The sequence below is a fragment of the Achromobacter mucicolens genome (genome assembly GCF_029866465.1).
Taxonomy (GTDB): domain Bacteria; phylum Pseudomonadota; class Gammaproteobacteria; order Burkholderiales; family Burkholderiaceae_B; genus Achromobacter; species Achromobacter mucicolens.
The window spans coordinates 4,403,233-4,425,843 of the sequence record NZ_CP123364.1 but is presented as its reverse complement, the minus strand read 5'-3'; the positions used below and the strand labels follow the sequence as shown (position 1 = coordinate 4,425,843).

The 22,611-nt window shown below is 68.8% G+C and carries 24 protein-coding genes; 9 read left to right on the top strand and 15 right to left on the bottom strand.

The annotated features are described in order from the left end of the window. Positions 1-64 precede the first annotated feature (64 nt). From QEP15_RS20315 to QEP15_RS20305, 3 genes are all read left to right on the top strand, one after another. Complete coding sequence (locus QEP15_RS20315) at positions 65-586, top strand: sigma-70 family RNA polymerase sigma factor (RefSeq protein WP_280147943.1); 522 nt, start codon at positions 65-67, stop codon at positions 584-586. Further along, the gene (locus QEP15_RS20310) at positions 583-1,554 is read left to right on the top strand and encodes a FecR domain-containing protein (RefSeq protein WP_280147942.1); all 972 of its coding nucleotides are present in this window, start codon (positions 583-585) and stop codon (positions 1,552-1,554) included. The genes QEP15_RS20315 and QEP15_RS20310 overlap by 4 nt, the downstream gene beginning before the upstream one ends. A 95-nt stretch (positions 1,555-1,649) precedes the next feature. After that, positions 1,650-4,112, top strand: coding sequence for a TonB-dependent siderophore receptor (locus QEP15_RS20305; protein WP_280147941.1), 2,463 nt, complete (start codon positions 1,650-1,652; stop codon positions 4,110-4,112). Here the strand turns inward: QEP15_RS20305 and QEP15_RS20300 are convergent. From QEP15_RS20300 to acnA, 3 genes are read right to left on the bottom strand one after another with little or no spacing between them, the layout of a single operon-like run. After that, positions 4,109-5,158 (bottom strand): lactonase family protein, encoded by a 1,050-nt coding sequence (locus QEP15_RS20300; RefSeq protein ID WP_280147940.1) that lies wholly within the window; start codon positions 5,156-5,158, stop codon positions 4,109-4,111. The two genes, QEP15_RS20305 and QEP15_RS20300, sit on opposite strands and share 4 nt — an antisense overlap. Before the next feature lie 49 nt (positions 5,159-5,207). Beyond that, the gene (locus QEP15_RS20295; RefSeq protein WP_226846916.1) at positions 5,208-6,104 is read right to left on the bottom strand and encodes a GntR family transcriptional regulator; all 897 of its coding nucleotides are present in this window, start codon (positions 6,102-6,104) and stop codon (positions 5,208-5,210) included. Then, entirely contained in the window at positions 6,101-8,731 is a 2,631-nt protein-coding gene (acnA, locus tag QEP15_RS20290; protein WP_280147939.1) for an aconitate hydratase AcnA, read from the bottom strand. The genes QEP15_RS20295 and acnA overlap by 4 nt, the downstream gene beginning before the upstream one ends. Before the next feature lie 88 nt (positions 8,732-8,819). Here acnA and QEP15_RS20285 point away from each other — a divergent pair, with 88 nt between their 5' ends. Further along, complete coding sequence (locus QEP15_RS20285; RefSeq protein ID WP_280147938.1) at positions 8,820-9,803, top strand: Bug family tripartite tricarboxylate transporter substrate binding protein; 984 nt, start codon at positions 8,820-8,822, stop codon at positions 9,801-9,803. 35 nt (positions 9,804-9,838) lie between these two features. On the opposite strand, the gene QEP15_RS20280 is transcribed toward QEP15_RS20285, so the two are convergent. Then, positions 9,839-10,495: a 2OG-Fe(II) oxygenase gene (locus QEP15_RS20280; RefSeq protein WP_217618693.1), complete on the bottom strand. Its 657-nt coding sequence runs from the start codon at positions 10,493-10,495 to the stop codon at positions 9,839-9,841. Between the two features lie 147 nt (positions 10,496-10,642). Here QEP15_RS20280 and QEP15_RS20275 point away from each other — a divergent pair, with 147 nt between their 5' ends. Further along, positions 10,643-11,332, top strand: a complete 690-nt coding sequence (locus QEP15_RS20275; RefSeq protein WP_217618692.1) for an HAD family hydrolase — start codon at positions 10,643-10,645, stop codon at positions 11,330-11,332. 94 nt (positions 11,333-11,426) lie between these two features. Then, positions 11,427-11,945 (top strand): MgtC/SapB family protein, encoded by a 519-nt coding sequence (locus QEP15_RS20270; protein ID WP_217618691.1) that lies wholly within the window; start codon positions 11,427-11,429, stop codon positions 11,943-11,945. Between the two features lie 66 nt (positions 11,946-12,011). On the opposite strand, the gene QEP15_RS20265 is transcribed toward QEP15_RS20270, so the two are convergent. The 8 genes from QEP15_RS20265 to QEP15_RS20230 all read right to left on the bottom strand — a co-directional run bounded on the left by QEP15_RS20265 (position 12,012) and on the right by QEP15_RS20230 (position 18,705). Continuing rightward, a complete protein-coding gene (locus QEP15_RS20265; protein WP_175155186.1) occupies positions 12,012-12,758 on the bottom strand; it encodes an SDR family oxidoreductase in 747 nt (248 codons plus the stop codon). 42 nt (positions 12,759-12,800) lie between these two features. Beyond that, positions 12,801-13,169, bottom strand: a complete 369-nt coding sequence (locus tag QEP15_RS20260) for a cupin domain-containing protein (RefSeq protein WP_217618689.1) — start codon at positions 13,167-13,169, stop codon at positions 12,801-12,803. A gap of 100 nt (positions 13,170-13,269) precedes the next feature. Further along, a complete protein-coding gene (locus QEP15_RS20255; protein WP_280147937.1) occupies positions 13,270-14,079 on the bottom strand; it encodes an AraC family transcriptional regulator in 810 nt (269 codons plus the stop codon). A gap of 16 nt (positions 14,080-14,095) precedes the next feature. Then, positions 14,096-14,488 carry a VOC family protein gene (locus tag QEP15_RS20250; RefSeq protein ID WP_056326283.1) on the bottom strand — a complete coding sequence of 131 codons (393 nt, stop codon included), beginning with the start codon at positions 14,486-14,488 and terminating at the stop codon, positions 14,096-14,098. 60 nt (positions 14,489-14,548) lie between these two features. Next, positions 14,549-15,550, bottom strand: a complete 1,002-nt coding sequence (locus QEP15_RS20245; RefSeq protein ID WP_280147936.1) for a formylglycine-generating enzyme family protein — start codon at positions 15,548-15,550, stop codon at positions 14,549-14,551. 160 nt (positions 15,551-15,710) lie between these two features. Continuing rightward, positions 15,711-16,370, bottom strand: a complete 660-nt coding sequence (gene alkB, locus QEP15_RS20240) for a DNA oxidative demethylase AlkB (protein WP_280147935.1) — start codon at positions 16,368-16,370, stop codon at positions 15,711-15,713. A gap of 1 nt (position 16,371) precedes the next feature. Then, complete coding sequence (locus tag QEP15_RS20235; protein ID WP_142053628.1) at positions 16,372-17,085, bottom strand: 2OG-Fe(II) oxygenase; 714 nt, start codon at positions 17,083-17,085, stop codon at positions 16,372-16,374. Between the two features lie 78 nt (positions 17,086-17,163). After that, positions 17,164-18,705, bottom strand: a complete 1,542-nt coding sequence (locus QEP15_RS20230; RefSeq protein WP_280147934.1) for a phospholipase D family protein — start codon at positions 18,703-18,705, stop codon at positions 17,164-17,166. A 118-nt stretch (positions 18,706-18,823) separates the two neighbouring features. On the opposite strand from QEP15_RS20230, the gene QEP15_RS20225 reads away from it, so the two are divergent. Next, on the top strand, positions 18,824-19,399 hold the full coding sequence (locus tag QEP15_RS20225; protein ID WP_180097997.1) for a helix-turn-helix domain-containing protein: 576 nt from the start codon (positions 18,824-18,826) through the stop codon (positions 19,397-19,399). 6 nt (positions 19,400-19,405) lie between these two features. Next, positions 19,406-19,942: a GNAT family N-acetyltransferase gene (locus tag QEP15_RS20220; protein ID WP_180097998.1), complete on the top strand. Its 537-nt coding sequence runs from the start codon at positions 19,406-19,408 to the stop codon at positions 19,940-19,942. Positions 19,943-19,963: 21 nt separating this feature from the next. Here QEP15_RS20220 and QEP15_RS20215 read toward each other — a convergent pair whose 3' ends face one another. Then, complete coding sequence (locus QEP15_RS20215; protein ID WP_056326291.1) at positions 19,964-20,296, bottom strand: hypothetical protein; 333 nt, start codon at positions 20,294-20,296, stop codon at positions 19,964-19,966. Positions 20,297-20,556: 260 nt separating this feature from the next. Here QEP15_RS20215 and QEP15_RS20210 point away from each other — a divergent pair, with 260 nt between their 5' ends. Continuing rightward, a complete protein-coding gene (locus QEP15_RS20210) occupies positions 20,557-21,372 on the top strand; it encodes an SDR family NAD(P)-dependent oxidoreductase (protein ID WP_280147933.1) in 816 nt (271 codons plus the stop codon). Here QEP15_RS20210 and QEP15_RS20205 read toward each other — a convergent pair. Next, positions 21,369-22,124 (bottom strand): sulfite exporter TauE/SafE family protein, encoded by a 756-nt coding sequence (locus QEP15_RS20205; protein ID WP_280147932.1) that lies wholly within the window; start codon positions 22,122-22,124, stop codon positions 21,369-21,371. The two genes, QEP15_RS20210 and QEP15_RS20205, sit on opposite strands and share 4 nt — an antisense overlap. Next, on the bottom strand, positions 22,121-22,537 hold the full coding sequence (locus QEP15_RS20200; RefSeq protein ID WP_280147931.1) for a sel1 repeat family protein: 417 nt from the start codon (positions 22,535-22,537) through the stop codon (positions 22,121-22,123). Before QEP15_RS20200 ends, QEP15_RS20205 begins: the two co-directional genes overlap by 4 nt. Positions 22,538-22,611 lie beyond the last annotated feature (74 nt).

The following is a 22,611-nucleotide window of genomic DNA, read 5'->3' as shown; positions in this document are numbered from 1 at the left end:
GCGGGGGCGGACGGCTCGTATAGAATAAAAACAATTCCTATTTGCATGAAAGCCGAGGTGCGCCTTGCCTGCGCCGCTAATTCCATCCGCCGACAACGTCACGAAGCTCTATCGCGAACACCACGGCTGGCTCTCGGCATGGCTGCGCAAGAAGCTGGGCAGTTCCTTCGATGCCGCCGACCTGGCGCACGACACTTTCGTGCGGCTGATGGCCGGCCGGCGCCGGGAAGACTGCGGCGCCGAGCCGCGCGCGCTGCTGGCCCACATCGCCAAGGGCCTGGTGGCGGACCACTGGCGCCGCCGGTCGGTGGAAGACGCCTACCTGGCCGCGGTGGCGCAAGTGCCGCCTGCCGAAGCCCCCTCGCCGGAGGCGCACGCACTGATCCTGGAAACGTTGCACGCCATCGACGCCGCTTTGCATTCGCTGCCGTCCCGCACGCGCGAGGTCTTCCTTCTGTCGCAGTTCGACGGCATGCGCTATGACGAGATCGCCCGGCAGCTTCGCGTGTCGCTCTCGACCGTAAAGCGCCACATGCAGGCTGCTTTTGCCGCCTGCCTGATCGCCTACCAGGCGGATGCGGCATGAACGCGGTCATCGACCCCGCCATCCTTAAAGAGGCGGCCGGCTGGCTGGTGCGCGTGCAGTCCGAGACGCTGTCGGCGGCGGATAGCGCGGCGCTGGACCGTTGGCGGGCCCGCAGCGCCGATCACGAAGCCGCGTGGCAACGCGTCGAGACGATGTTGCGCAGTTTCGGCCAGGTCCCGCCGCACATCGGCGGGCAGACGTTGCGCCAGGCGCACCGCGCCGGGCGCCGGCAGGCCGTGCGGGCGCTGGCCGGGTTGCTGGTGCTGGGACCGGCGGCCTGGATGGCTGCGCGCGAACTGCCCTGGCGAGAATGGCGCGCGGACTTGCGCACGGCCACGGGCGAGCTGCGCCGCATCGCGTTGGCCGACGGCACGCAACTGGTGCTGAACACGGCCAGCGCCGTGGACGTCGACTACACCCCTGCCCAACGCGTGCTGTGGCTGCGCGCGGGAGAAATCCTACTCACCACGGGGCAGGATCCCGCGCCCGTGCGGCGCCCCTTCCTTGTGCAGACGACCCAGGGTGTGCTGCGTGCGCTGGGAACGCGCTTCATGGTGCGCGACGAGGGCGCCCGCGTCCGCGTGGCGGTGTTTGAGGGCGCGGTCGAGGTCCGGCCTGCCCGGGAAGGCACAAATCCGTTGGTGCTGGCCGCGGGCGAACAGACCGTCTTTTCCGCCGAGGGGGCCGCCGCGCCCGTCTCCGCTGATCCGCTGGCGGCATCGTGGGCGGACGGCATGCTGGCCGCGCGCAACTGGCGGCTGGCCGATCTGGTGGCCGAGCTGGGCCGCTACCGCCACGGCGTGCTGCGCTGCGATCCCGCGGTGGCCGGCCTGCGGGTGTCGGGGGCGTTCCCGTTGAACGACATCGACGCCAGCCTGCGCATGCTGGAAAAGACGCTGCCGGTGCGGGTGAGCCGAGTGACGCCGTGGTGGATCACGGTCGCGCCGCGCGCCGCCGTTACACATTAATCGCCGATCGGCTGACACTTTTTTCCGCTTCGTCCGGTGTACCGGGTGAACCGCCGCGACATGCGCGCCACCCCATACCCACGAAGGATCGCTTGATGGTTTCCCGACTCTCCCGTCCGCCCCGCCTGCCGCGCGGCCTTGCCGTTCTATCGCCAGCGGTGTCGCTGGTCCGGGCCGCCGGCCTTGGGCTGGCGCTGATTGCGGCCACGGGAACGCTGGCGCCGGCACACGCGGCCGAGCCCGCCGCTGCCGCCGCGCGCAAGTCCTACGCCATCGCGGCCGGACCGCTGGGCGACGTGCTGGCGCAGTTTGCCGCCACCGCGGGGGTGCCGCTGTCGTTCGATCCCGCCTTGGTGGCGGGCCAGCATAGCGACGGGCTGCAGGGCGCGTACACCGTGCGCGAAGGGTTCGCCCGCCTGCTGTCGGGGTCCGGCTACGCCCTGTCGGAACAAGGCGGCGGCGCGTACTCGTTGCGCAAGCTGCCGGTGGCCGCTGGCGAGACTACTGTGCTGCCCGCGGTGACCGTGGCCGGGACAGGCGTGAGCCCGTCCGCGCTGCCCGCCGAATTTGCCGGCGGCCAGGTGGCGCGCGGGGCGCGTCTGGGCCTTCTGGGCAATCGCGACGTGATGGATACGCCGTTCAATGTCACCAGCTATACGTCGGAATTGCTGGCGAACCGTCAGGCCGTGACGCTGGCCGATGCGCTGACCGTCGAACCGTCGGTGCGCTTTACCGGCCAGATCGGCGGCGTGACCGACTCGTTCTACATCCGCGGCTTTCCAATCGGGGAAGGCAACCTCGGTGAAATCGCCTTCGACGGCGTCTACGGCGTGGCGCCCAACTACCACGTCTTCACCGACTACATCGAACGGGTGGAAGTGCTGAAAGGGCCCGCGGCGCTGCTGTACGGCATGTCGCCAAACAGCGGCGTGGGCGGTGTGATCAACATGGTGCCCAAACGCGCGCTGCCCGAGGACCTGACCCGCGTGTCGGCCGATTACGTCGGCGACTCGCAGTTTGGCGCCCGGGTCGACCTGAGCCGCCGGTTTGGCGACGCTGGCGAGTGGGGCGTGCGGGTCAACGGCATGCAACGGCAGGGCGATACGCCGCTGGACAACATGTCCTCGCGCACGACCATCGGCGCGCTGTCGCTGGATTACCAGGGCGAACGGCTGCGCGCCTCGCTGGACCTGCTGACGCAGCACGAGAAGATCGACGCCCCGACGCGGCCGTTCCTGGTGGCGCCCGGGATTGCCGTGCCCCGCGCGGCGGACGGCCGCCGCAATGCCACGCAGCCGTGGGGATGGTGGAAGTCCGACGGCCAGTCGGCGCTCTTGCGCGTGGAGTACGACATCAGCGACCGGCTGACCGTCTTTGCGGACGCGGGCGGTTCGGACACCGCGGTCTCGCGCCTGTCGGACCAGACGCCCACCATCGTGAACGAGGCCGGCGACACGGTGGTGACGCCCAACAACTTCCGCTTCCAGGTCGACCGCAGCACCTATAACGCCGGGCTGCGCGCCAAACTGGACACGGGGCCGGTGCGCCACGCCGTCAGCTTCATGGGCAGCCTGTACAGCGACCGCAACAGCCAGGCCAGCGTGAACGGCACGCCGCTCACGTCCAACATCTACCGTCCGATCACCCGTCCCGAGCAGCATATTCCCGCGCCGGCCAACGTGCCCAAGGTGTCCTCATCCGATCTGTCCGGGCTGGCGCTGGCCGACACGCTCAGCATCCTGGACGAGCGCGCGCAGCTGACGCTGGGCCTGCGCCACCAGCGCATCGAGTCGCGCAACTTCAATGGCGCGACGGGCGTGTGCACCGTCAGCTACGACGAAAGCGCGACCACGCCGCTGGCGGGCCTGGTCATCAAGCCCTGGCACAACGTGTCGCTTTACGCCAACTACATCGAAGGCCTGAGCAAGGGCGACGTGGCGCCCGCCACCGCCATCAATTCGGGAGAGGTCTTCAAGCCGTACAAGGCCAAGCAGAAGGAAGTGGGCATCAAGGTGGAGCTGGACAGCGCGATGGTGACGCTGAGCGCCTTCGAGATCACCAAGCCCAGCGGGCAGCTCACGAACGGGGTGTATGCCGCCGACAGCGAGCAGCGCAACCGCGGGCTGGAGCTGAATGTGGCCGGCGAGCCGTTGCGCGGCCTGCGCCTCTTGGGCGGCGTGACGCTGCTGGATGCCGAGCTGATGCGCACCAGCAGCGCGGCCACGCAGGGCAACCGGCCGGTGGGCGTGCCGACCGTCGCGGTCAATCTCGGCGCCGAATGGGATACGCCGTGGGTGACTGGGCTGACCTTGACGGGCGGCATGGTCTATACCGGCCGCGAATACATCAACCAGGCCAACACGCAGTCCGTGCCGTCGTGGACGACGTTCGACCTGGGCGCGCGCTATGCCTTGAAGGTGCAGGGCCGGGACGTCACGCTGCGCGCCAATGTGGTCAACGTGTTCAACCGCGCGTACTGGTCCGGCGTGGCGTCGTACGGCACGATCTCGCAAGGCGTGCCGCGCACCGTGATGCTGTCGGCGTCGATGGACTTCTAGGGGCCAGCGAACACCATGCATACCGGGCTGCCAACGGGCAGCGCGTAGTCGTCATGCGTCAGCGTGCCGCGCGCCGGATCGACGCGAAAGCGCTGCAGCGTGTCGCTGTCTTCGTTCAGCGCGAAGAGAAACCGGCCATCGGGCGACAGTGTGAAAAAGCGCGGCGTGCGGCCGTGGGTGCGGGCGTGCTGCACCGGTGCGAGCCGTCCGCTGGCCGGATCCACGCTGAACACCGCGATGCTGTCGCCGCCCCGGTTCGACGCATACAGATGCAGGCCGCCCGCGCCGAGCGCGATGCCGGCGGCGCGGCTGTTGCCGGTGTAGGTGTCGGGCAGGGTGGGCAGCACTTGAAAGGGTAGCAAGACCCCTTCCTGCACGGCGTACGCGGTGACGGTGTTGTCCAGTTCGTTGACGACATACAGCCATTGGCCGGAAGGATGAAAGACGGCGTGGCGCGGCCCCGCGCCCTCGCGCGTGGCGACGGCGCTGGCGGGCTGCGCGGCCAGGCCGCGCGCGTCCGCCGCATACAGAAAGACCCGGTCAAGTCCCTTGTCCGGCACCGCGACATACCGGCCCGAGGGGTCCAGCACGTTGAAATGCGGCTTGGAAAACGGCTGTTCCTTGCGGTGCGGGCCCGGCTCGCCGGCCAGCGGCACGGTCTGCGCCACGGCCTGCAACGCGCCGTCCGCCGCCACCGGCAGCACCGCCAGCGTGCCCGTCAGGTGGTTGGACACCATCAGGTAGCGGCCCGAGGGCCCCAACGCCAGATGCACGGGATTGCGGCCTTCGCATCCTTGCGTGTGCCACGGCGTCAGCGTGCCATCGCGCGGATCACGGCGCAGGGCGCTGACCTCGCTGCTGTCGCCATGCACGGTGTAGAGCACGGCAAGGGTGGGGTGCGGCAACAGATACGACGGGTTGTGCAACCCGCCCACGACCTGTTTGAGCGTCAGCGTTCCCGCGCTGGGCGCGTAGTCGTACACGCTGATGCCCTCGCCGCGGGCGTTGCGTTCCCGGGTGGTCCGGGAGCCGATGTAGACATGCATGGCGCGAGCCTCTTTTCTGCCAGTTGAAAGCGGCCGCGCCCCGCGCGGCCTACGAAGTCAGGATGCCGCTGATGCGGGCCAGGTTGTCGAGCGTGCTGCGCAGATGGGCGGCCAGCGCGTCGGCCGCTTCGTCGTTGCGCTCGCGTTCCAGCAGGTCCAGGATGGCCAGGTGCTGATCGCAATGCTGTTTGTAGCGGCTGCGGTCCTGCATCGAGCGGTACGACAGCAGGCGGCGCACGCGGTTGACACGTTTGATCGTGTCGATGAAGAACGGATTGCCCGAGGCTTCCACCAGCGACTCGTGGAATCGCACGCCGCGATCGTGCAACTGATCGGCCGTGTCGGTGGCGATGCCGCCCTCAAGCAGGTGCAGTTCGGCGGCGCGGCAGCGCGCCAGCACGGATTTGTCGATGTGAAAGCCCGGTTCGCGCAGCGCCGCCGGCTCCAGCGCCAGGCGCAGCCGGTAGGACTGCAGCAGGCTGTCGGGCGTGGTCATCATGGAAGAGAATTCCCACCCGTAGCCCGGCCGGCGCTGCGCCCAGCCTTCCTGCGAGATGCGGGCCAGCAGCGCCTGCGTCTGCGCCTGCGTAAGCGCGTAGCGCGTGCGCAGCAGCGCTTCGCTGCACTGCATGGGCAATTCGCCGCGCAGCAGTTCGTCGGCCAGCGCGAAGTACGTCTGCGTGACGATGTCGTCCGCCGACGGGGGCGTGATGTCCGCGGGGGCGTCGCCCGTCGCGTCGAAGTCGCGCAACAGGAAATACCCGCGGTTGGGCTTGCGCGCCACGACGCCGTGCTGCGCCAGGATGCCCAGCGCATCGTTGACCGGCGACCGCGACAGCCGCAGGCGGTCGGCGATTTGTTGCGCGCGCAGGTGCGCGCCCTCCAGCAGGCGGTCTTCCCGGATCAGGTCCAGGATTTTCGTGACGGTATTGGTTTGCGCGCTCATGGGTGGCGGACGGCCGATGACAGGGTGTCCGACAGGATAGCGGGAATGACGCCGCCCAACTGCAACAGGCGGATCTCCAGCCGCGTTTCGACAGCGGCGGTGGCGGTCAGCGGTTCGGTCCCGCCCTGTGCGCGCAGAATGCGCACCGGGATGGCGGCGCGGGGCGTCAGCGCGGCGGCGTCGGCATCGATGTCGATCCGGTCGCCCGGTTCCAGCCGCAGGGTGCCGGGCGTTACGCCGTCCGGCAGGCGCAGCGGCAGGATGCCCATGCCGATCAGGTTGGACCGGTGGATGCGTTCAAAGCTGACGGCCAGCACCGCACGGATGCCGAGCAGGCGCTGGCCCTTGGCCGCCCAGTCGCGCGACGAGCCCGTGCCGAAGCGCGCGCCCGCCACCAGCACCACCGGCTGTGAGGCCTCGGCGTAATGTGCGGCGGCCTCCCAGATGGGTTCCAGTCTGCCGCTGGGCGCATGCAGGGTGTGGCCCACGGGCGCCGGCGGACAGAGCAGATTCGTCAGGCTCTTGCTGTAAAACGCGGCGCGCATCATGACTTCCCAATTGCCGCGGCGCGAGGCGAATACATTCAGGTCATTGCGGTCGTCGCCGCGTTCGACCAGGAAGTCGGCGATCAGGCTGTCGGGCGGGATCGCGCTGGCGGGCGACAGATGGTCGGTCGTGACGTCGTCGCCCACTACCAGCAGCGGATACGCGGTGTAGCGCCCAAGCTGGCTGCCCCCCTCGGTGCTGGCAAACGGCGGCCGGCGCAGCGCGGTCGAGGCAGGGTCCCACGGAAACCGCGCCGATGCAGGCGATTGCAGGGCCTGCCAGGCGGGATTCGCGCTGGCGATCTTGAAGGCCGCGCGATAGTCCTCGGGACGCTGCCCCGCGGCCAGGGCCGCATCGATCTCCGCTTCCGTCGGCCACAGGTCCGCCAGATGCACCGCGCGGCCGTCGGGCGTCACCTGGACGGGGTCGCGGCTCAGGTCCCGTTCCGCGTCGCCCGCCAGCGCGAACGCGATGACCAGCGGCGGCGACATCAGAAAGCCCAGGTCCAGGTCGGGATGAATCCGCCCCGTGAAATTGCGGTTGCCGGACAGCACCGCGACGGGGTGGATCGCGCCGTCGGCCAGGGCATCGCGCACCACGGCCGGCAGCGGGCCCGAGTTGCCGATGCAGGTGGTGCAGCCGTAGCCGACGATGTCAAAACCCACGGCGGCCAGGTCGTCCAGGAGACCCGCGCGTGCCAGATAATCGGCGGCGGCCGGCGAGCCCGGACCGAGCGAGGTCTTGACCCACGCCGGCGGCCGCAAGCCGGCCTGGCGCGCCTTGCGGGCCAAGAGGCCGGCGGCGGTCAGCAGGCGCGGATCGGACGTGTTGGTGCAGCTGGTGATCGCGGCGATGGCGATGGCGTGGCGGGGCAGGGACGCGTGCGTGCGCGGCGTGAAATCCAGCGCGGCAAGAATCGCGCGGGTCTGGCCGTAGGGATGCAGGTCCTGCGGGCGCTTGGGGCCCGCCACGTGCATCTGCACGGCGTCCAGCGCAAGGTCGACCACGCGGGTATAGCGCGGCTCGGCGTTCGCATCCAGCGCGATGCCGGTGCATCGCGCGTAGGCCTCGATGCGCGCGATCTGCGCCTCGTCGCGGCCCGTCTGGCGCAGGTAGGCCAGCGTTTCCCCGTCGATCGGAAAGTAGCCCGTGGTGGCGCCGTACTCGGGCGCCATGTTGGCGACGACGCAGCGGCTGCCGGCGGGCAGCGTGGCCACGCCCGGTCCGAAGAATTCGACGAATTCGCCGGAGACGTGGATGGCGCGCAGGCGCTGCGTGACGGTCAGCGCCAGATCGGTGGCGGTCACGCCCGGCTGTAGCGCACCGGTCAGCCGCACGCCGATCACATCGGGAATGCGCAGCATCGTCGGCATGCCGAACATGACGGTCTGCGCCTCCAGCCCGCCCACGCCCCAGCCCAGCACGCCGATGCCGTTGATCATCGGCGTGTGGCTGTCGGTGCCGATCATCATGTCGGGATACAGCGCGATGCCGTCGGGGCCGGGTTGCTGGCAGACCACCGTGGCCAGCTGCTCCAGGTTGATGGTGTGCATGATGCCGGTGCCCGGCGGGTGGATGCGCACATTCGTCAGCGCCTTGGAGGCCCAGCGCAGGAAGCGGTAGCGCTCGGCATTGCGGCGCAGTTCAAGGTCAAGGTTGCATTGCGCCGCGTCGGCGCGCGCATAGGCCTCGACGGCCAGCGAGTGGTCGACCGACACGTCAACCGGCAGCATGGGGTTCAGGACCGCCGGATCGATGCCGGCCTCAGCCAGCGCATCGCGCATTGCGGCAATGTCGACCAGCGCGGGGGTGCTGGTCGTGTCGTGCATCAGGACGCGGCCGGGTTGGAAGGCGATCTCGGCTTCGCTGGTGCCGTGCGCCAGCCAGCCGAACAGGGCGGCCACGGCGGCGTCGCGCTCGGCGCCCTGCATGTTGCGCAGCGCGTTTTCTAGCAGCAGGCGCAGCACGACCGGCAACCGGAAATAGTCCGCGCCGAACGCAGCCGGCAGGTCCGGGCAGGTGTACCGGGTGCCGTCCAGGGTGAAGTGCGTGCGGCGCAGCGGGGCATTGGTGTTTTCCATAGCTGCCAGTTTTGCATATTGACTGCATAAAATGCAATTAAGGACAAACCCGGCCGCGCAATGACGCTGGCCCCTCAGGAGACAGACCATGCCCCCCATTCGCACCCTCGCCGCTGCCGCGGCCCTGGCGTTCGCCGCCTCATCCCCCGTGCACGCCGCCGACCTCCCGGCCAACCGGCCGATCACCTTGATCGTCCCCTTTGCGGCGGGCGGCGGCGTGGACGGCATGGGCCGTCTGCTGGCCGAGCGGCTGCGCAGCGAACTGCCGCAGGGCGTCGTCGTGGAGAACAAGCCCGGCGCCAGCGGCATGCTGGGCGCGGCGGCGGTCGTGCGCGCCGCGCCGGACGGCGCCACGCTGCTGCTGGGGTCGGCCGGCGAGACCGCCATCAATCCCCTCGTCTTCAAGACCAAGATGCAGTACCAGCCCGAAAAAGACCTGGCGCCCATTGCGCTGATCGCGCGTGTGCCCAACGTGCTGGTCGCCAATCCCAAGCTGCCGGTCGCCTCGGTCGAACAGTTGGTCGCCTATGGTCGCGCGCATCCCGACAAGCTGACGTATGCGACCAGCGGCGTGGGCAATCCGCAGCACCTGAACGGCGAGCTGCTGCAGTCGCTGGCGGGCATCAAGATGGTTCACGTGCCGTACAAGGGCGCCGCGGCGCAATTGGTGGACGTGGCCGCGGGCAGCGTGGACCTCACCTTTGTCAGCCTGGCGGGCGCCTTGCCCTTCATCAAGAGCGGCAAGGTCAAGCCGCTGGCGGTGACGTCGGCCAAGCGCGCGTCGTTTGCGCCGGACATTCCGGCGCTGGCCGAGTACGCGCCGCTCAAGGACTACGCGCTGGAAAACTGGTTCGGCGTTTTCGTCCCGGCGGGCACGCCGCCGCAGGTGCAGCAAAAGTTGGCAGCCGCCATCGACCGCGCGCTGAAAGATGAGAAATTCGTGGCCAGCATTCGCGAGTTGGGCGGCGAAGTGCAGCCCATGAGCCAGGATGCATTCCGGGCATTCATCAAGGCGCAGACAGCGGTGTTTGCCAAGGTCGTGGCCGACGGCAACATCACGGCCGAGAATTGATCGGGACGCGCGCCGGACCGCTGCGTGGTTTGCGGCTACGGCGCGTCGTGCAGCATCAGACTGAGGCTGACGTGTTCGCCGCTGCGCACGCGACTGATCGCCTGGCGCACCGTGACGCGGTAGATGCCCTGCGCGCCTTGCACGGGCCGGTGCGACGTTGCGATCACCGCCGCGTCGCCCAATCCCATCGGCAGCACCAGGGGACGGGACTGCATCCGAGGGCGCTGCTCGGTCATGACCAGTTCGCCGCCCGTGTGGTCAACACCGGGTTCGGACAGCAGGACGATCAGCCGCAGCGGAAATACGCAGGTTCCCTCGGCGTGCTGCAGCAGCGGCTGGTAGCCGTCCGTTGGCAGGCGCTGGATGGCGGACAGGTCGCGCGCTTGGCCCGCCAGGCGGTTCTCCTGGGTGTAGGCGGCCAGCGTGTCGGGATACAAGGTGTCCAGATCCAGCGCGGCCGCCCAGGCGCGCGCGATGGGAAGCAGGCGGTCGTAGAGGCCGGCGCGCAGGCGGGCAAGCGGCGCGGGCAACGGGTCGGGCAGGGGGCCGGACTGCGGCAAAGCGTGAGCCAGCGCGCGCGCGTCGTCCGGCGCGTAAAGCCCGGGCAGCATCGTCCAGCCCTGCGCGTTCAGGTCCTGGACAACGCAAGTCCAGTCGTAGTGGCCGAGCGGCCGGGAGGCGGGCATGGTCATGGTCAGTTGGTCGTCGAAACGACAGCTTAGCCACTCCCGCCCGCCCGGGCACTCCGCCGCTTGCTGCGTGGCGGCCCGGCCACCCGGGGAGGCAGTGGCCGTGCAGTATGCTTACCCGCTTCATGGACACTCCCTTCGCTGCCCCCAATGACTGATTTTCCCTTTGACGCCGTGCTGTTCGACTGCGACGGCGTGCTGGTCGATTCCGAACCCATCACCAGCCGCGTGCTGACCGAGATGCTCAATGAGCTGGGCTGGGGCATCACGCACGCCGAGACGATGCAGATCTTCACGGGCAAGGCGGTCAAGGACGAACTGCCGCTGATCCAGGCGCGTACCGGCGCCACGATCACGCCAGCGTGGTTCGACCAGTTCCGCCAGCGCCGCAACGACGCGCTGGACCGCGACCTGCTCGAGATTCCCGGCGCGCCGCATGCCGTGCGCGCGCTGCACGAGGCGCTGAGCGGACGCATTGCCGTGGCCTCGGGGGCAGACCGGCGCAAGGTCGAGCTGCAACTGGTCAAGGTCGGGATTGCAGACTGCTTCGAGGGCCGCGTCTTCAGCGGCCACGAAATGCCGCGCAGCAAACCCTTCCCGGATGTGTACTTGGCGGCCGCGCAGGCGCTTGGCGTGGATCCGAAGCGTTGCGCGATCGTGGAAGACACCGTTACCGGCGCGACGGCGGGCGTGGCCGCCGGCGCCACCGTGTTCGGTTACAGCCCGGGCGAACCCGGACACAGCGGCGCACAGGCGCTGCGCAGCGTGGGCGTGGCGCACGTCTTTACCGACATGCGCGCGCTGCCGGCGCTGCTGGCGGGTTGGCAAGCCGCCGCCTGACACGCAACGGCCGCGCCGCACGCGCGCGTCCGGGCGTGGCGGACTGCCCGCCGCCTGCTATGCTCGGTTTCTCCTCGGATCCAAGGACGCGTCGATGTCGCAAATCTGGCTGGAAATCTGGACTGCCGTGCGCACTGAATTTGCCGATATTCCCGATGTGGCAGAGGCAACGCGCATCGTGCTGCGCTTAAGCATGGCCGTCCTGTTGGGCGGCCTGCTGGGTTACGAACGGGAACGCAGCGGCAAGGCGGCCGGGTTGCGCACGCATATGCTGGTCGCGCTGGGCGCGGCCATTTTTGTGCTGGTGCCGTTGCAGGGCGGCATGGACGTCGGCGACCTGAGCCGCGTGCTGCAAGGCGTGATCGCGGGCATCGGCTTTCTGGGGGCGGGCGCCATCATCAAGCTGGGCGCCGAGCGCGAAATCCACGGTCTCACCACGTCGGCCAGCATCTGGATGACGGCCGCCATCGGCGTGGCTGCGGGCATGGGTCGCGAGGCCACGGCTGTCGTCAGCACCTTGATGGCGCTCTTCGTGCTGGCCGTGCTGCGGCGCGTCGAAGCGCGCATTTCCGAAAGCCAGGCAAAGTCCGTGATTTCCACGGACGACAAGTAGCCGTCCTGCATAGCAGGCCTGGCCGGATGCCGGTGCCGGTCCGGCACAAGCTTGCCGGGCCGCGCGTCAACTGCCTCCCGACACTTCGATGAACGATCCGCTGGTATAGCCCGCCTCGTCCGAAAACAGCCACATCACCGCCCCGGCCACTTCTTCGACCGTGCCGCCGCGGCGCAACGGAATGACGCTTTTCAGCCGGTCCACGCGGCCCGGTTCGCCGCCGCTGGCGTGCATCTCGGTGTAGATCGTGCCCGGGCGCACCCCATTCACACGGATGCCTTCGGGTGCAACTTCCTTGGACAGGCCGATGGTCAGCGTGTCCATCGCGCCCTTGGACGCGGCGTAGTCCACGTATTCGTTGGGCGATCCCAGACGGGCCGCGGCCGAGGACACGTTGACGATGGCGCCACCCTGGCCGCCGTGGCGCGGCGACATCCGCCGCACCGCTTCGCGCGCGCACAGGAATGCCCCGACCACGTTGGTGGAAAGCACCCGGTGCAGGCGGGCGGCGTCCATGTCTTCGACGCGCATCTGCTTTTCCAGGATGCCGGCGTTGTTGACCAACGCGTGGATGCGGCCCAGGCGCTCGTCCAGCGTGCGGAACATGCGCACCACCTGATCCTCGTCGGCCACGTCTGCCTGGATGGCAACCGCCTTGCCGCCGCCGCGCGCGATCTCGTCCACCACGGCTTGCGCGGCATCGGCATTGGCGTGGTAGTTGACGCCGACCGCGTAGCCGCGGCGGGCGGCCAGTTTGGCGATGGCGGCGCCGATGCCGCGGCTGCCGCCGGTGACCAGCATGACTTTGGACATGGTTTCCTCCTGTTGGGGCATCACGTTAGCAAAGCCGGACGCTCAGATCCATACGTCGTTGGGCGCGCGGCGTTCCTCTCCCGCGTCGCCCGTGTTGGCCACCCCGCGCGGCTCGATCAGCATGACTTGTGTTTCCTCCAGCGCACAGGGCTTGTGCTCGACGCCCTTGGGTATCACCGTCATTTCGCCAGAACCCAGGTCGATCTGGCCGTCCCGCAGCGCGATCCGCAGCCGGCCGGCGATGACGATGAACGTCTCGTCCGTGTCGGCGTGCGCGTGCCAGACGAAGTCGTCCTTCAGCTTGACGAGCTTGAACTGGTAGTCGTTCATCTCGGCGATGACCTTGGGCATCCAGTGGTCGTGGATGAGGGCCAGCTTGGCGGCCAGATTGATGGGGGCGGGAACGGACATGGCGTTGCCTCGGCATGGGAAAGCCCCACGATACGGCGGGGCCGGGCATCTCGTCTTGTACGATCGAGCAGGTTTGCCGGGTTCCTGCCGGCGCCGCGCCTCAGGCGTGCAGCATCCGCCGCCAGCGGTCGGGCGCCATGCCGTAGGCCTGCACGTGGCGGCGCGTCAGATGGCTTTGGTCGGTAAACCCGGCGTCGATGGCCGCCTGCGCCAGCGGATGGCCCGCGGCAATGAGCCGCCGCGCAAGGTCCAGGCGACGCAGCATCACGTAGCGGTACGGGCTGGTGCCGAACAGGGCGCGGAAATCGCGCGACAGGCTCCAGCGGTCCGTGTCCGCGGCGCGCGCCAGATCATCCAGGGTGATCGGCTGGTCCAGCGACGCAAGGATGTAATGCCGCGCGCGCTCGGCGGCAATGTAGTCAGGCGCGCGCCGGCCCGTCCTGCGCCCCGCGGCGGCGCACAATGCGTGCGCCAGTTCATACAGTGCGTCGTCTTCCTGCAGCGGGTCGATGGCCTGGCCCGTGGCCTGCAGCAGCGCGCCGCTTGCGGCGTATAGCCGCGGGTCGGCGCTGATGCCGTCGCGAATGAACGGCAGGGCTTGCCCGCCCAGGATCTGCTGGATGAGCGCCGGCTCGACGTAGATCATGCGGTAGTGAAAGCCCGCGTCCGTGCCCGCATGGCCGTCGTGGGCCTCGTCCGGATGCAGCACGATGGTGCCGCCCGGCAGGCTGTGCTGCATCCCGCGCCGGTAGTGAAAGCTCTGCACCCCGGCGAGCGTGCGGCCGATGGCGTAGGTGTCGTGGCGGTGCATGTCGTAGCCATGCCCCCCGAAATACGCTTCGATGCGCTCGAGGCGGCTGGTCGGCGCGGCGCGCCGGATCCAGTCGTTGCAGCGCGCATGGCGGGGCATGGCCGCGGGTCCGTGTTCAGGCCGGCTGCTTCAACTGCACCAGCACGAACTCGTTGCCGTACAGGTCGATGAAGTGCGCGTAGGCGGCGGTTTCCTCGTGCACGGGCTCGCGGGTAAAGCGCACGCCCTTGGCCGCGAAGTGCGCATGATCGCGCAGCACGTCGTCCGTGTAGAACACGCCGACCGGCTGGCCGCCGGTCTGGTCGCCCACGCGATCGCGCTGCGCCTGCGTCTGGGCTTGCAGCAGCCACACGCCCACCGAAGGCTGATCGTGCAGGCGCAGGTGCACATAGCGCTGCTGGCCGACAGGCATGTCGACAGACACCTCCATCCCGAGCTTGTCCCGGTAGAAGGCGATGGCGGTGTCGTAGTCGTTTACAAGCAGGACGAGACGGCCCAGCGTGTGCATGTCAGGTTTCTCTTCAAGTGGATCGTGCGGCCATGCTAACCCACCAGGCAGTCTTTTTCTTCAGTCGGCGACGTGGGCTTCGCGCACGAGGCGCACGCCGACCAGCGGATAGCGCGTTTCCTGCGTGTTCCAGTTGCGGTACGACGCGCGCGTGTACAGCGCCCAGGTGTGCCAGGAGCCGCCGCGCCGCACGCGCACGTTGCCGGTGTCCGGGCCCTGCGGGTCGTCCGTGGGGGACTTGGCGTAGTAGTCCTCGCCGTACCAGTCCGCCACCCATTCCCAGGCGTTGCCGTGCATGTCGTACAGGCCGAATGCATTGGGCGCGTAGCTGGCGACGGGCGCGGTGAAGGTGTTGCCGTCGTGGCGTGGCGAGGCGAAGGCCTGCCATTTCGGCCACAGCGGGCTGGCGTCGGCATCGAAGCCGTTGCCCACGTCCGGCATCGCGGCCGGGTCGTCGCCGTTCTGGTAGCGGGTGCGCGTGCCCGCGCGGCAGGCGTATTCCCATTCGGCCTCGGTGGGCAGGCGGTAAACGCGGCCCTCCGTCTTCGTCAGCCACTGCGCCAGCGCGGTGGCGTCGTTCCAGCTGATGTTCACGACCGGGTGATCGTCGCCTTGCGCGAAGCCGGGATTGCGCCACGAATACCGGCGGTCGCGGCCTTCGAAGGCGTCGCCCGAGGCAGACGTTTCCGGGTCGTAGGCGGCGTTGTAGCCGTAGCCGCCCGTGCCGTCGGCCTCGGACTCCGGCACGTAGCCGGACGCTTCGATGAACCGGCGGAACTGGCCCACCGTGACTTCGGTGCGTTCCAGGTAGAACGGCCGCGTGATGCGGACGGTGTGCACCGGCGCTTCGTCAAAGAGCTGGGCGTGGCGCTCCGGCGGATACTGCGGATAGGCGGCGGCCAGCGTGCGGGGGTCTTCGTCGCTGCCCATCTGGAACGTGCCCGCCGGCACGCGCACGAACGTCATGCCCAGCGAGTTCTCGATGATGTCGGGCGGCGTGGCCGCCAGGACGGGCGCGCAGGTCAGGGTGCAGATGAGGGCGATGGCGGTGCGGGTACGCATGGGTGTCCGACGGGTTGGGCCAGAGGGTGCGCCATAGTAGGGCCGCCGCGCAGCCGCCGCCAGACATGGTGAACCCTCATGTTGCGGGCATCGGACGGCCAGCATGCGCATCCTGCCAAGTCGCCGCAAGGCGTGCGGCCACGTCATGGCCGCCGCGCGCCTAACCCGCCTTGCGGATCGTGAAGTTGATGCGCTGGCTGCCCAGCCGCGGATGCGGCAGGTCCTTCAGCGGCATCACGCCATGAAACCGCAGGCGGTCCACGCCGCCCCACACGACGACGTCGCCGTGAAACAGCGGCACCCGCGCGGCCCGGTCCGCGCGGTCGTCGCCGCCGAACAGAAACATCGCCGGCATGCCGAGCGACACGGAGACAATCGGCGCGCCGTAATCGCGTTCGTTGCGGTCCTGATGCAGCGACAGGCGCGAGCCGGGCGCGTAACGGTTGACCAGGCACGCATCCGGCGCGAAGTCCGCAAAGCCGGCTTCCCGCGCCGCGTCTTCGGCCAGCTGCCTGAAGGCCTGCGGCATCGCCGGCCAGGGTTGGCCGGACAGGGGGTCGATGCGGCTATAGCGGTAACCGCGGGCATCCGTCGTCCAACCCAGCTCGCCGCAATTGGTCAGCGCCACCGACATCGTGTAGCCGCCGGGCGTCTCCATGTGGCGGAACGGTGCATGCGCGATCACGTCGTCCACGCCGGCCAGCAGCGCGTCCACGGCGGGTAGCGCAAACCCGCGCAACACCACCGATTGCGTACCGAGCGCCACGCGGCCGTGCTGGGCGGGATCGTCGCCGCCGAATAGGTCCAGGGTCGAGGTCATGTCACACCGCGTCGTGAAAGATGATGCCCAGCGTGTGGCGCCGGCCCGCGCGCAGTTCGCTCACGCCGTGGCGCATGGCCGCCTTGCGCCAGCCGCGCACGCCCGCGACGGGGCGCTGGTTCACCGTGAAGATCAGGGCATCGCCTTGCTGCAAGGGCAGCACGTCGGCGCGCTGCTCGCGGCTGCTGGTCTCGGTCATGACGAATTCTCCGCCCGTGAAGTCCACGCCGGGCGCCGACAGCAAGAGCGCCACCTGCAACGGAAAGACGTGTTCGCCGTACAGGTCCTGATGCAGGCAGTTGTAGTCGCCCGGCCCGTACCGCAGGATCAGCGGCGTCGGCCGGCGCTGTCCGGCCGCGTGGCACCGCGCCAGAAAGCCGGCGTGGTCTGCAGGGTACTGCACGTTGATGCCCATCTGGCGGTTCCAGCGGTTGGCGATGGGCGCCAGCCGGGCATACAGCGCGCCGCGCAGCCGGGCAATCGGGCCGGGCAAGGGGTAGCGGAAATACTTGTATTCGCCGCGTCCGAATCCGTGGCGCGCCATCACGACGCGGCTGCGGTAGCGGTCGTCCTGGTCGTACGCATTGGACAGCACATTGCATTGCGCGGGCGTCAGCAGGGCGGGCAGGATGGCATTACCGTGCGCGTCGAGGTCTGCGGCGGCGCGGGTCCAGTCTTGCTGCGCGAGCAAGGCGTCGGCGGGCGTCAGGGTCATGATCGGCAAAAAAAGGAATATCGCTGCGTCCAGTCTACGCCTTGCGCGTGCGCCGGCCACTCCGCTTGTTGCGGACGCCTAGAGCAGCGGTTCCAGCGGCAGCTTCGATGCAAACCACACGGTCGCGCGTTGCAGCAGGGTGGCGCCCGGCTCGCGGTCGTGCCGCACCGTCTGGCCGTCGCGTTCCTCCAGCCAATAGAGCTTGCCCATGTCGTCCAGCCGGACGCGGTAGGCGGTGCGGGGCAGCTCCTTGTCGAATGCGTTCTCGATGCCGCGGGCCAATGCGGGGCTGTCGATCACAAAGCCCAGCTCGGTGTTCAGCCGCGCCGAACGCGGGTCGAAATTGAACGAACCCACGAAGACGCGTTCACCGTCCACGGCGAAGGTCTTGGCGTGCAGGCTGGAGCCCGAACTGCCGAAGGGGCCCATGCTTCGGTTGCGTTCGACGCCGTGCGACGCGCGCTTCATTTCGTAGATCTCGACGCCGGCGGCCAGCAGATCCTTGCGGCGCTTGGCGTAGCCGGAATGCACCACCGCCACGTCGGTGGCTTCCAGGGCGTTGGTCAGCACCCGCACCCTGACGCCGTTGCGCGCCATCTTGGCGAACGCGCGCGTGCCGGCGGCGGTGGGCACGAAGTAGGGTGACACCAGCAGCAGATCCTTGGCCGGCGCGCCCACGATGTCGTGCAGCTGGTGCGGCAGCATCGCCTCGGGCGGCGCGGTGCCCAGCGTCTTGCGGGGATCGTCGCTGACCATGCGTGTCGTCGACCATTCCAGGGGCAGCTCGCCCCTGAGCAACTGGCGGATGAACGGCAGGTCGCGCATGGCCTGGGCATAGGCCGCGGCCTGCGGCGATCGCTCGACCGTGGCGGCATCGGCTTCCAGTTCCTCCAGTTCGTTGGAGGCCGCCTTCTTGACCAGGCCTTCCACGGGATAAGCGGAATCGCTGCACCAGTAACGGTCGAAATCGGCCGACACGTCGCTGACCGTTTCCCCAATGGCCAGCACATCCATGTCCGTGAACACGACGCCGTCGGTGGCGCCAAAGTATTCGTCGCCGATGTTGCGGCCGCCGACGATGGTCACCTGGTTGTCGGCGGTGAACGACTTGTTGTGCATCCGGCGGTTCAACCGGTTGAAGTCCGTCAGGTAGCCGAGCGGCTTGGGCCAGCGCACCGCAAACGGGTTATAGAGGCGGACTTCGATGTTCGGATGCCCGTCCAGGGCGGACAGCGTCCGGTCCAGCCCTGCCGTGCCGTTGTCGTCCAGCAGCAGGCGCACGCGCACGCCGCGATCGGCGGCCTCGTGCAGTGCCTCGAACAACATGATGCCCGTCATGTCGTCGTGCCAGATGTAGTACTGCACGTCCAGGCTGCGCTCGGCCGCGCGCGCCAGCATGATGCGGGCGGCGAACGCGTCCAGGGGGTTGGCAAGGGCATGAATGCCGGATTTGCCGGGATGCGCGGCAGCCAGCGGCGCAATCGCCTGTCCCAGCGGCGTGGTCTGGGCCTGATCTTCGGGAAGCGCCTGCGACACGCTGCGCTTGTCGAGCGAGGGAAGGGAACAACCGGAGGTCAACGCGCAAAGGATGGTCATGTAGAGGAGTTTGCCCAGTTGCATGACCGCTATTGTGCCGAATCCTGCGCGGGTCCTCCGTAGTGTCCGGCGGCTGAACGAATCGCGCATTGGGGAAACCACGCAGTCGACAGTTTTTCATATACGGAATAAATTCCCAAATATGGAAAACACAAACGCTTCTGCCGACGCCGGGCTGGACCTTCGTCTTGCCGCCCGGCTCAAAACGCTGCGCCAGGAACGCGGCTGGTCCCTGGACGATCTTGCCGGCCGGGCCGGCATCAGCCGCGCCACGCTGTCCCGGCTGGAGAATGGCGAGGTCAGTCCCACCGCCAGCGTGCTCGGCAAGCTGTGCGCCGCCCATGGCATGACCATGTCGCGCCTCATGCTGATGGTCGAGGACGACTTTGCCGCCTGCGTGCCCGAAGCCGCGCAGTCCGTGTGGGTGGACGACAGCGTGGGCTTCACGCGCCGTTCCGTGTCGCCGCCCTCGCAACGCCTTGCCGGCGAGGTGCTGGCCTGCGAATTGGCTGCCGATGCCCGCATCCATTACGAGCAATCCCCCCGGCCCGGTCTTGAACACCATCTGCTGATGCTGGACGGCGAGCTGTCCGTCACGGTGGACGGGCAGGCGCACCGCCTGCTGCCGGGCGACTGTCTGCGCTACCAGCTATTCGGCGCCAGCACCTTCGTCACCCCGCCGCATCGCGGCGCCCGCTACCTGCTATTCATCGTCTGAGCCCCCATGACGCCTTCAAATCTTGAATTGACGCTGCTGCCGGCCGACGCCGCCGCAGCCGCCGTGTCCGACCTCGCCACCTTGCTGCACGCGTGCGTGCAGGGCGGCGCCAGCGTCAGCTTCGTGCTGCCGTACAGCCATGACGACGCGCAGGCGTTCTGGCGCCGCAAGGTGCTGCCGGCCGTGGAAAGCGGCGCGGTCAAGTTGTGGGTGGCGCGGGTGGACGGGCGGGTGGCCGGTTCCGTGCAGCTGGATGTGGACACGCCGCCGAATCAGCCGCACCGCGCCGAGGTGCGCAAGCTGCTGGTGCATCCGGATTTCCGGCGCCAGGGCATTGCGCGGCGCTTGATGGGCGAGGTCGAGGACATGGCGCGGCGGCTGCATCGCAGCCTGCTCACGCTGGACACGCGCACGGGCGACTCGGCCGAGCCGCTGTATGCGTCGCTGGGCTACCAGACTGTGGGGGTGATTCCGGGCTTTGCGCGCGATCCGCTCGACCCGGACAAGGTGGATGGAACGACGATCATGTACAAGCAGCTATGAGCGGCGTTCGGGGCGGGGCGATCAGGCCAGCGGCTTGATGCCCACGCTGTAGGGCGGCGCGTTGCCGCGGGCGGCGGCCTTGATCTTCAGCATGGAGCCGCCCGGCGTGAACTCGAATTCCTGGTAGGGCACTTCGAACCACTGGTGAAAACTGGTGCGCGAGAACTCCGGCACCCACACCTTTGCGCGCTTCGCATCGCAGTGGAATTCCACCAGGGTGCGGTCGATGCCCAGCGGGCGGGTATTGCCGATGCGGTAGCTGACGCGCAGTTCGGCGCGTTCGGCTTGGCCGGGCCGCCAGGTCAGGCCGATGGATTCCATGAAGTGTTCGATCGCCTCAATGCCGCGATACATAGCTGACTCCGAAAGCAGCGGGGGCGGTTGCCCCCGTGATGATCCGCCGCGCAAGGCGGCGGCAAACAGACGGATTATCCGCCATATCGCATTGCCGTAGAAATAGGCAGGTTTCACGCAAGATCCTGCCTGTACGCCCGCGCGGGCGATTCTTACTATCCTGTCCAGGGCCGCGCCGGCCGTGGTTTTGCCAAGGGCGGCGGCATCGGCCGGGCGGCACGGCATCTTGCCGGCCGCCGCAAGCAAGGGATGGGAATCGCATGAATACCGAAAAAATCTGGTTGGTGACGGACGTATCGGCCGGCCTGGGCATCACCCTGGTCAAAATGCTGCTGGACCAGGGACACAAGGTGGCCGCGACCTCAGGTGATGGCGATGCGATGCTGGAGGCGGTGGGCGCCAAGCTGGAAGGCCGGTTCCTGCCGCTGACGGTCAACCTGGCCGACGAGCGCGCGGCGCGGCGCGCGGTCGATGCCGCCGTCGCCGCGTTCGGCGGCATTGACGTGGTGGTGAATGGCGCCGGGCAAGGAGTGCAGGGCGCGCTCGACAGGTTGACCGATGCGCAGTTGCGCGGCACGTTCGATACCCACGTGTTCGGGGTGCTGAACGTCATCCGCGCCGTGATGCCGCGCCTGCGCGCGCAGCGCGGCGGGCATGTGTTCAACATTTCGTCCATCCTGGGCTTCGACGGGCGCACGACGCAATGGGGCGCCTACAGCGCCGCCAAGTTCGCCGTCAGCGGGCTGACCGAATCCTTGGCCGCCGAAGCCGCCCCGCTCGGCATCCGCGTTTCGCTCGTCTATCCGGGTGCGATGCGCGCCAGCGAATCCGAGGCATCGCCGGAACTGGCCGCGCGCGGCGCGCAGGGGTGGGATCAGAGCGGCGACCCGGCCAAGGCGGCGCAAGCGCTGATCGATGCCGCGCAGGCGCAGTACGCGCCGCTGCACCTGTTCCTGGGCCGCGATTCCTTCGACCAGGCGCGCAGCAAGATCCAGTCGGTGCAGCAGGAGCTGGCGCGCTGGCGCGAGATGTCGGTGTCGATCGGTGTTGCCGACGCACGTCGGCTTGCCGCCTAGAGGCCCAGCAGGCCGCGCCCGGCCTGATACGCGCCCAGCAGCGCCAGGCTGACCATGAAGCACAGCTTGAAGGTGCGCGCGGACATCCGGTTGCGCAGCCGTTGCCCCAAGGCCATGCCGGCCAGCGCGGGCAGCAGCATCAGAACGGACGCGCTTGCCGCGCCGGCTGTGTAGCCGCCGTTGAGCCACAGCCCCGCGGCAAGCGCGACGGTCGACACCGTGAACGAAATTCCCATGGCCTGGATGAGCGCGTTCTTGTCCAGGTTCAGCGCCTGCAGATACGGCACGGCGGGGATGACGAAGACGCCCGTGGCCGCCGTGATGACGCCAGTGACGGCGCCGGTGGCGATGCCCAGCCAGGGTCCGTGACGGGGCTGCACCGTGGGCGGCGTGCCAAACAGTCCCCACCCGGCATAGGCCACCAGCGCCAATCCCAGGCAGATGCCCGCCCACTCGCCCGAAGGCGGACCCAGCCACAGCGCGCCCGCCACCGTCCCGGCGCAGACGCCCGCCTGCATGCCCGCGATCCGGCGAAGCACCGCTCGCAGCGTGACCCACGGCCTCGCCTGCCACAGGTTGGTGATGAGCGACGGCACGATGAGCAGCGCCGCCGCCTGCGCGGGCGCCATCACCAGCGCCAACAGCGCCATGGAGATCGTGGGCAGGCCCAGGCCGACCACGCCCTTGACCACGCCCGCCAGGACGAAGACCGCGACAACGGCGGCCAGCAAAACCGGGTCCAAGAGATTCATGCGGGCTCGCAGTGCGCGGTCAGCGCATCCTTGGGGCGGCCGAACAAGGCATAGGCCACGTCTTGCGACGGGCCCTCCTTCTGGCGGGCGGCGCGCAGCAGCCACGCGCGTCCTTCGCACAGATCGGCGGGCAGCGATGGACCATATAACGCCGGGCCGGCGATCAGGACGACGCCCAGCATCCGTTGCGCGGGCGCGTGGTCCCCGCGCGCCGCGGCGCGCAGCCACGCCAGCATCGCGGCATGATCGCCCTGGGTCTGCGCTTCCAGCGCCAGCGCGTATTGTTGGGCGGGCGTGATGGCGCCGCCAAGACCGTTGTTCGCTTCGGCCACGCCTGAGGCCTGCAGCGCGAGTGCGATCGCGGCCGCGCCCGTCCAGCGCGCGGCGCGGATGCGCAAGGGTGCGAGGTACATGTTTTTCGCCTGTTCTGAAGGGGGGTGAACACATTCTGCCGATCGCGCCCCGCTACACCTATCGGGATCTGGCT

What these genes read in the sequence shown, in the direction of transcription:
- QEP15_RS20310 (WP_280147942.1), top strand. Translation starts at nt 583, where the DNA reads ATGAACGCGGTCATCGACCCCGCCATCCTTAAAGAGGCGGCCGGCTGG.
- QEP15_RS20275 (WP_217618692.1), top strand. Translation starts at nt 10,643, where the DNA reads ATGACTGATTTTCCCTTTGACGCCGTGCTGTTCGACTGCGACGGCGTG.
- QEP15_RS20205 (WP_280147932.1), bottom strand. Translation starts at nt 22,124, where the DNA reads ATGAATCTCTTGGACCCGGTTTTGCTGGCCGCCGTTGTCGCGGTCTTC.
- QEP15_RS20250 (WP_056326283.1), bottom strand. Translation starts at nt 14,488, where the DNA reads ATGCACACGCTGGGCCGTCTCGTCCTGCTTGTAAACGACTACGACACC.
- QEP15_RS20260 (WP_217618689.1), bottom strand. Translation starts at nt 13,169, where the DNA reads ATGTCCGTTCCCGCCCCCATCAATCTGGCCGCCAAGCTGGCCCTCATC.
- QEP15_RS20210 (WP_280147933.1), top strand. Translation starts at nt 20,557, where the DNA reads ATGAATACCGAAAAAATCTGGTTGGTGACGGACGTATCGGCCGGCCTG.
- QEP15_RS20280 (WP_217618693.1), bottom strand. Translation starts at nt 10,495, where the DNA reads ATGACCATGCCCGCCTCCCGGCCGCTCGGCCACTACGACTGGACTTGC.
- alkB (WP_280147935.1), bottom strand. Translation starts at nt 16,370, where the DNA reads ATGACCTCGACCCTGGACCTATTCGGCGGCGACGATCCCGCCCAGCAC.
- QEP15_RS20305 (WP_280147941.1), top strand. Translation starts at nt 1,650, where the DNA reads ATGGTTTCCCGACTCTCCCGTCCGCCCCGCCTGCCGCGCGGCCTTGCC.
- QEP15_RS20255 (WP_280147937.1), bottom strand. Translation starts at nt 14,079, where the DNA reads ATGCCCCGCCATGCGCGCTGCAACGACTGGATCCGGCGCGCCGCGCCG.
- QEP15_RS20235 (WP_142053628.1), bottom strand. Translation starts at nt 17,085, where the DNA reads ATGACCCTGACGCCCGCCGACGCCTTGCTCGCGCAGCAAGACTGGACC.
- acnA (WP_280147939.1), bottom strand. Translation starts at nt 8,731, where the DNA reads ATGGAAAACACCAATGCCCCGCTGCGCCGCACGCACTTCACCCTGGAC.
- QEP15_RS20300 (WP_280147940.1), bottom strand. Translation starts at nt 5,158, where the DNA reads ATGCATGTCTACATCGGCTCCCGGACCACCCGGGAACGCAACGCCCGC.
- QEP15_RS20295 (WP_226846916.1), bottom strand. Translation starts at nt 6,104, where the DNA reads ATGAGCGCGCAAACCAATACCGTCACGAAAATCCTGGACCTGATCCGG.
- QEP15_RS20200 (WP_280147931.1), bottom strand. Translation starts at nt 22,537, where the DNA reads ATGTACCTCGCACCCTTGCGCATCCGCGCCGCGCGCTGGACGGGCGCG.
- QEP15_RS20225 (WP_180097997.1), top strand. Translation starts at nt 18,824, where the DNA reads ATGGAAAACACAAACGCTTCTGCCGACGCCGGGCTGGACCTTCGTCTT.
- QEP15_RS20215 (WP_056326291.1), bottom strand. Translation starts at nt 20,296, where the DNA reads ATGTATCGCGGCATTGAGGCGATCGAACACTTCATGGAATCCATCGGC.
- QEP15_RS20220 (WP_180097998.1), top strand. Translation starts at nt 19,406, where the DNA reads ATGACGCCTTCAAATCTTGAATTGACGCTGCTGCCGGCCGACGCCGCC.
- QEP15_RS20265 (WP_175155186.1), bottom strand. Translation starts at nt 12,758, where the DNA reads ATGTCCAAAGTCATGCTGGTCACCGGCGGCAGCCGCGGCATCGGCGCC.
- QEP15_RS20285 (WP_280147938.1), top strand. Translation starts at nt 8,820, where the DNA reads ATGCCCCCCATTCGCACCCTCGCCGCTGCCGCGGCCCTGGCGTTCGCC.
- QEP15_RS20270 (WP_217618691.1), top strand. Translation starts at nt 11,427, where the DNA reads ATGTCGCAAATCTGGCTGGAAATCTGGACTGCCGTGCGCACTGAATTT.
- QEP15_RS20245 (WP_280147936.1), bottom strand. Translation starts at nt 15,550, where the DNA reads ATGCGTACCCGCACCGCCATCGCCCTCATCTGCACCCTGACCTGCGCG.
- QEP15_RS20230 (WP_280147934.1), bottom strand. Translation starts at nt 18,705, where the DNA reads ATGCAACTGGGCAAACTCCTCTACATGACCATCCTTTGCGCGTTGACC.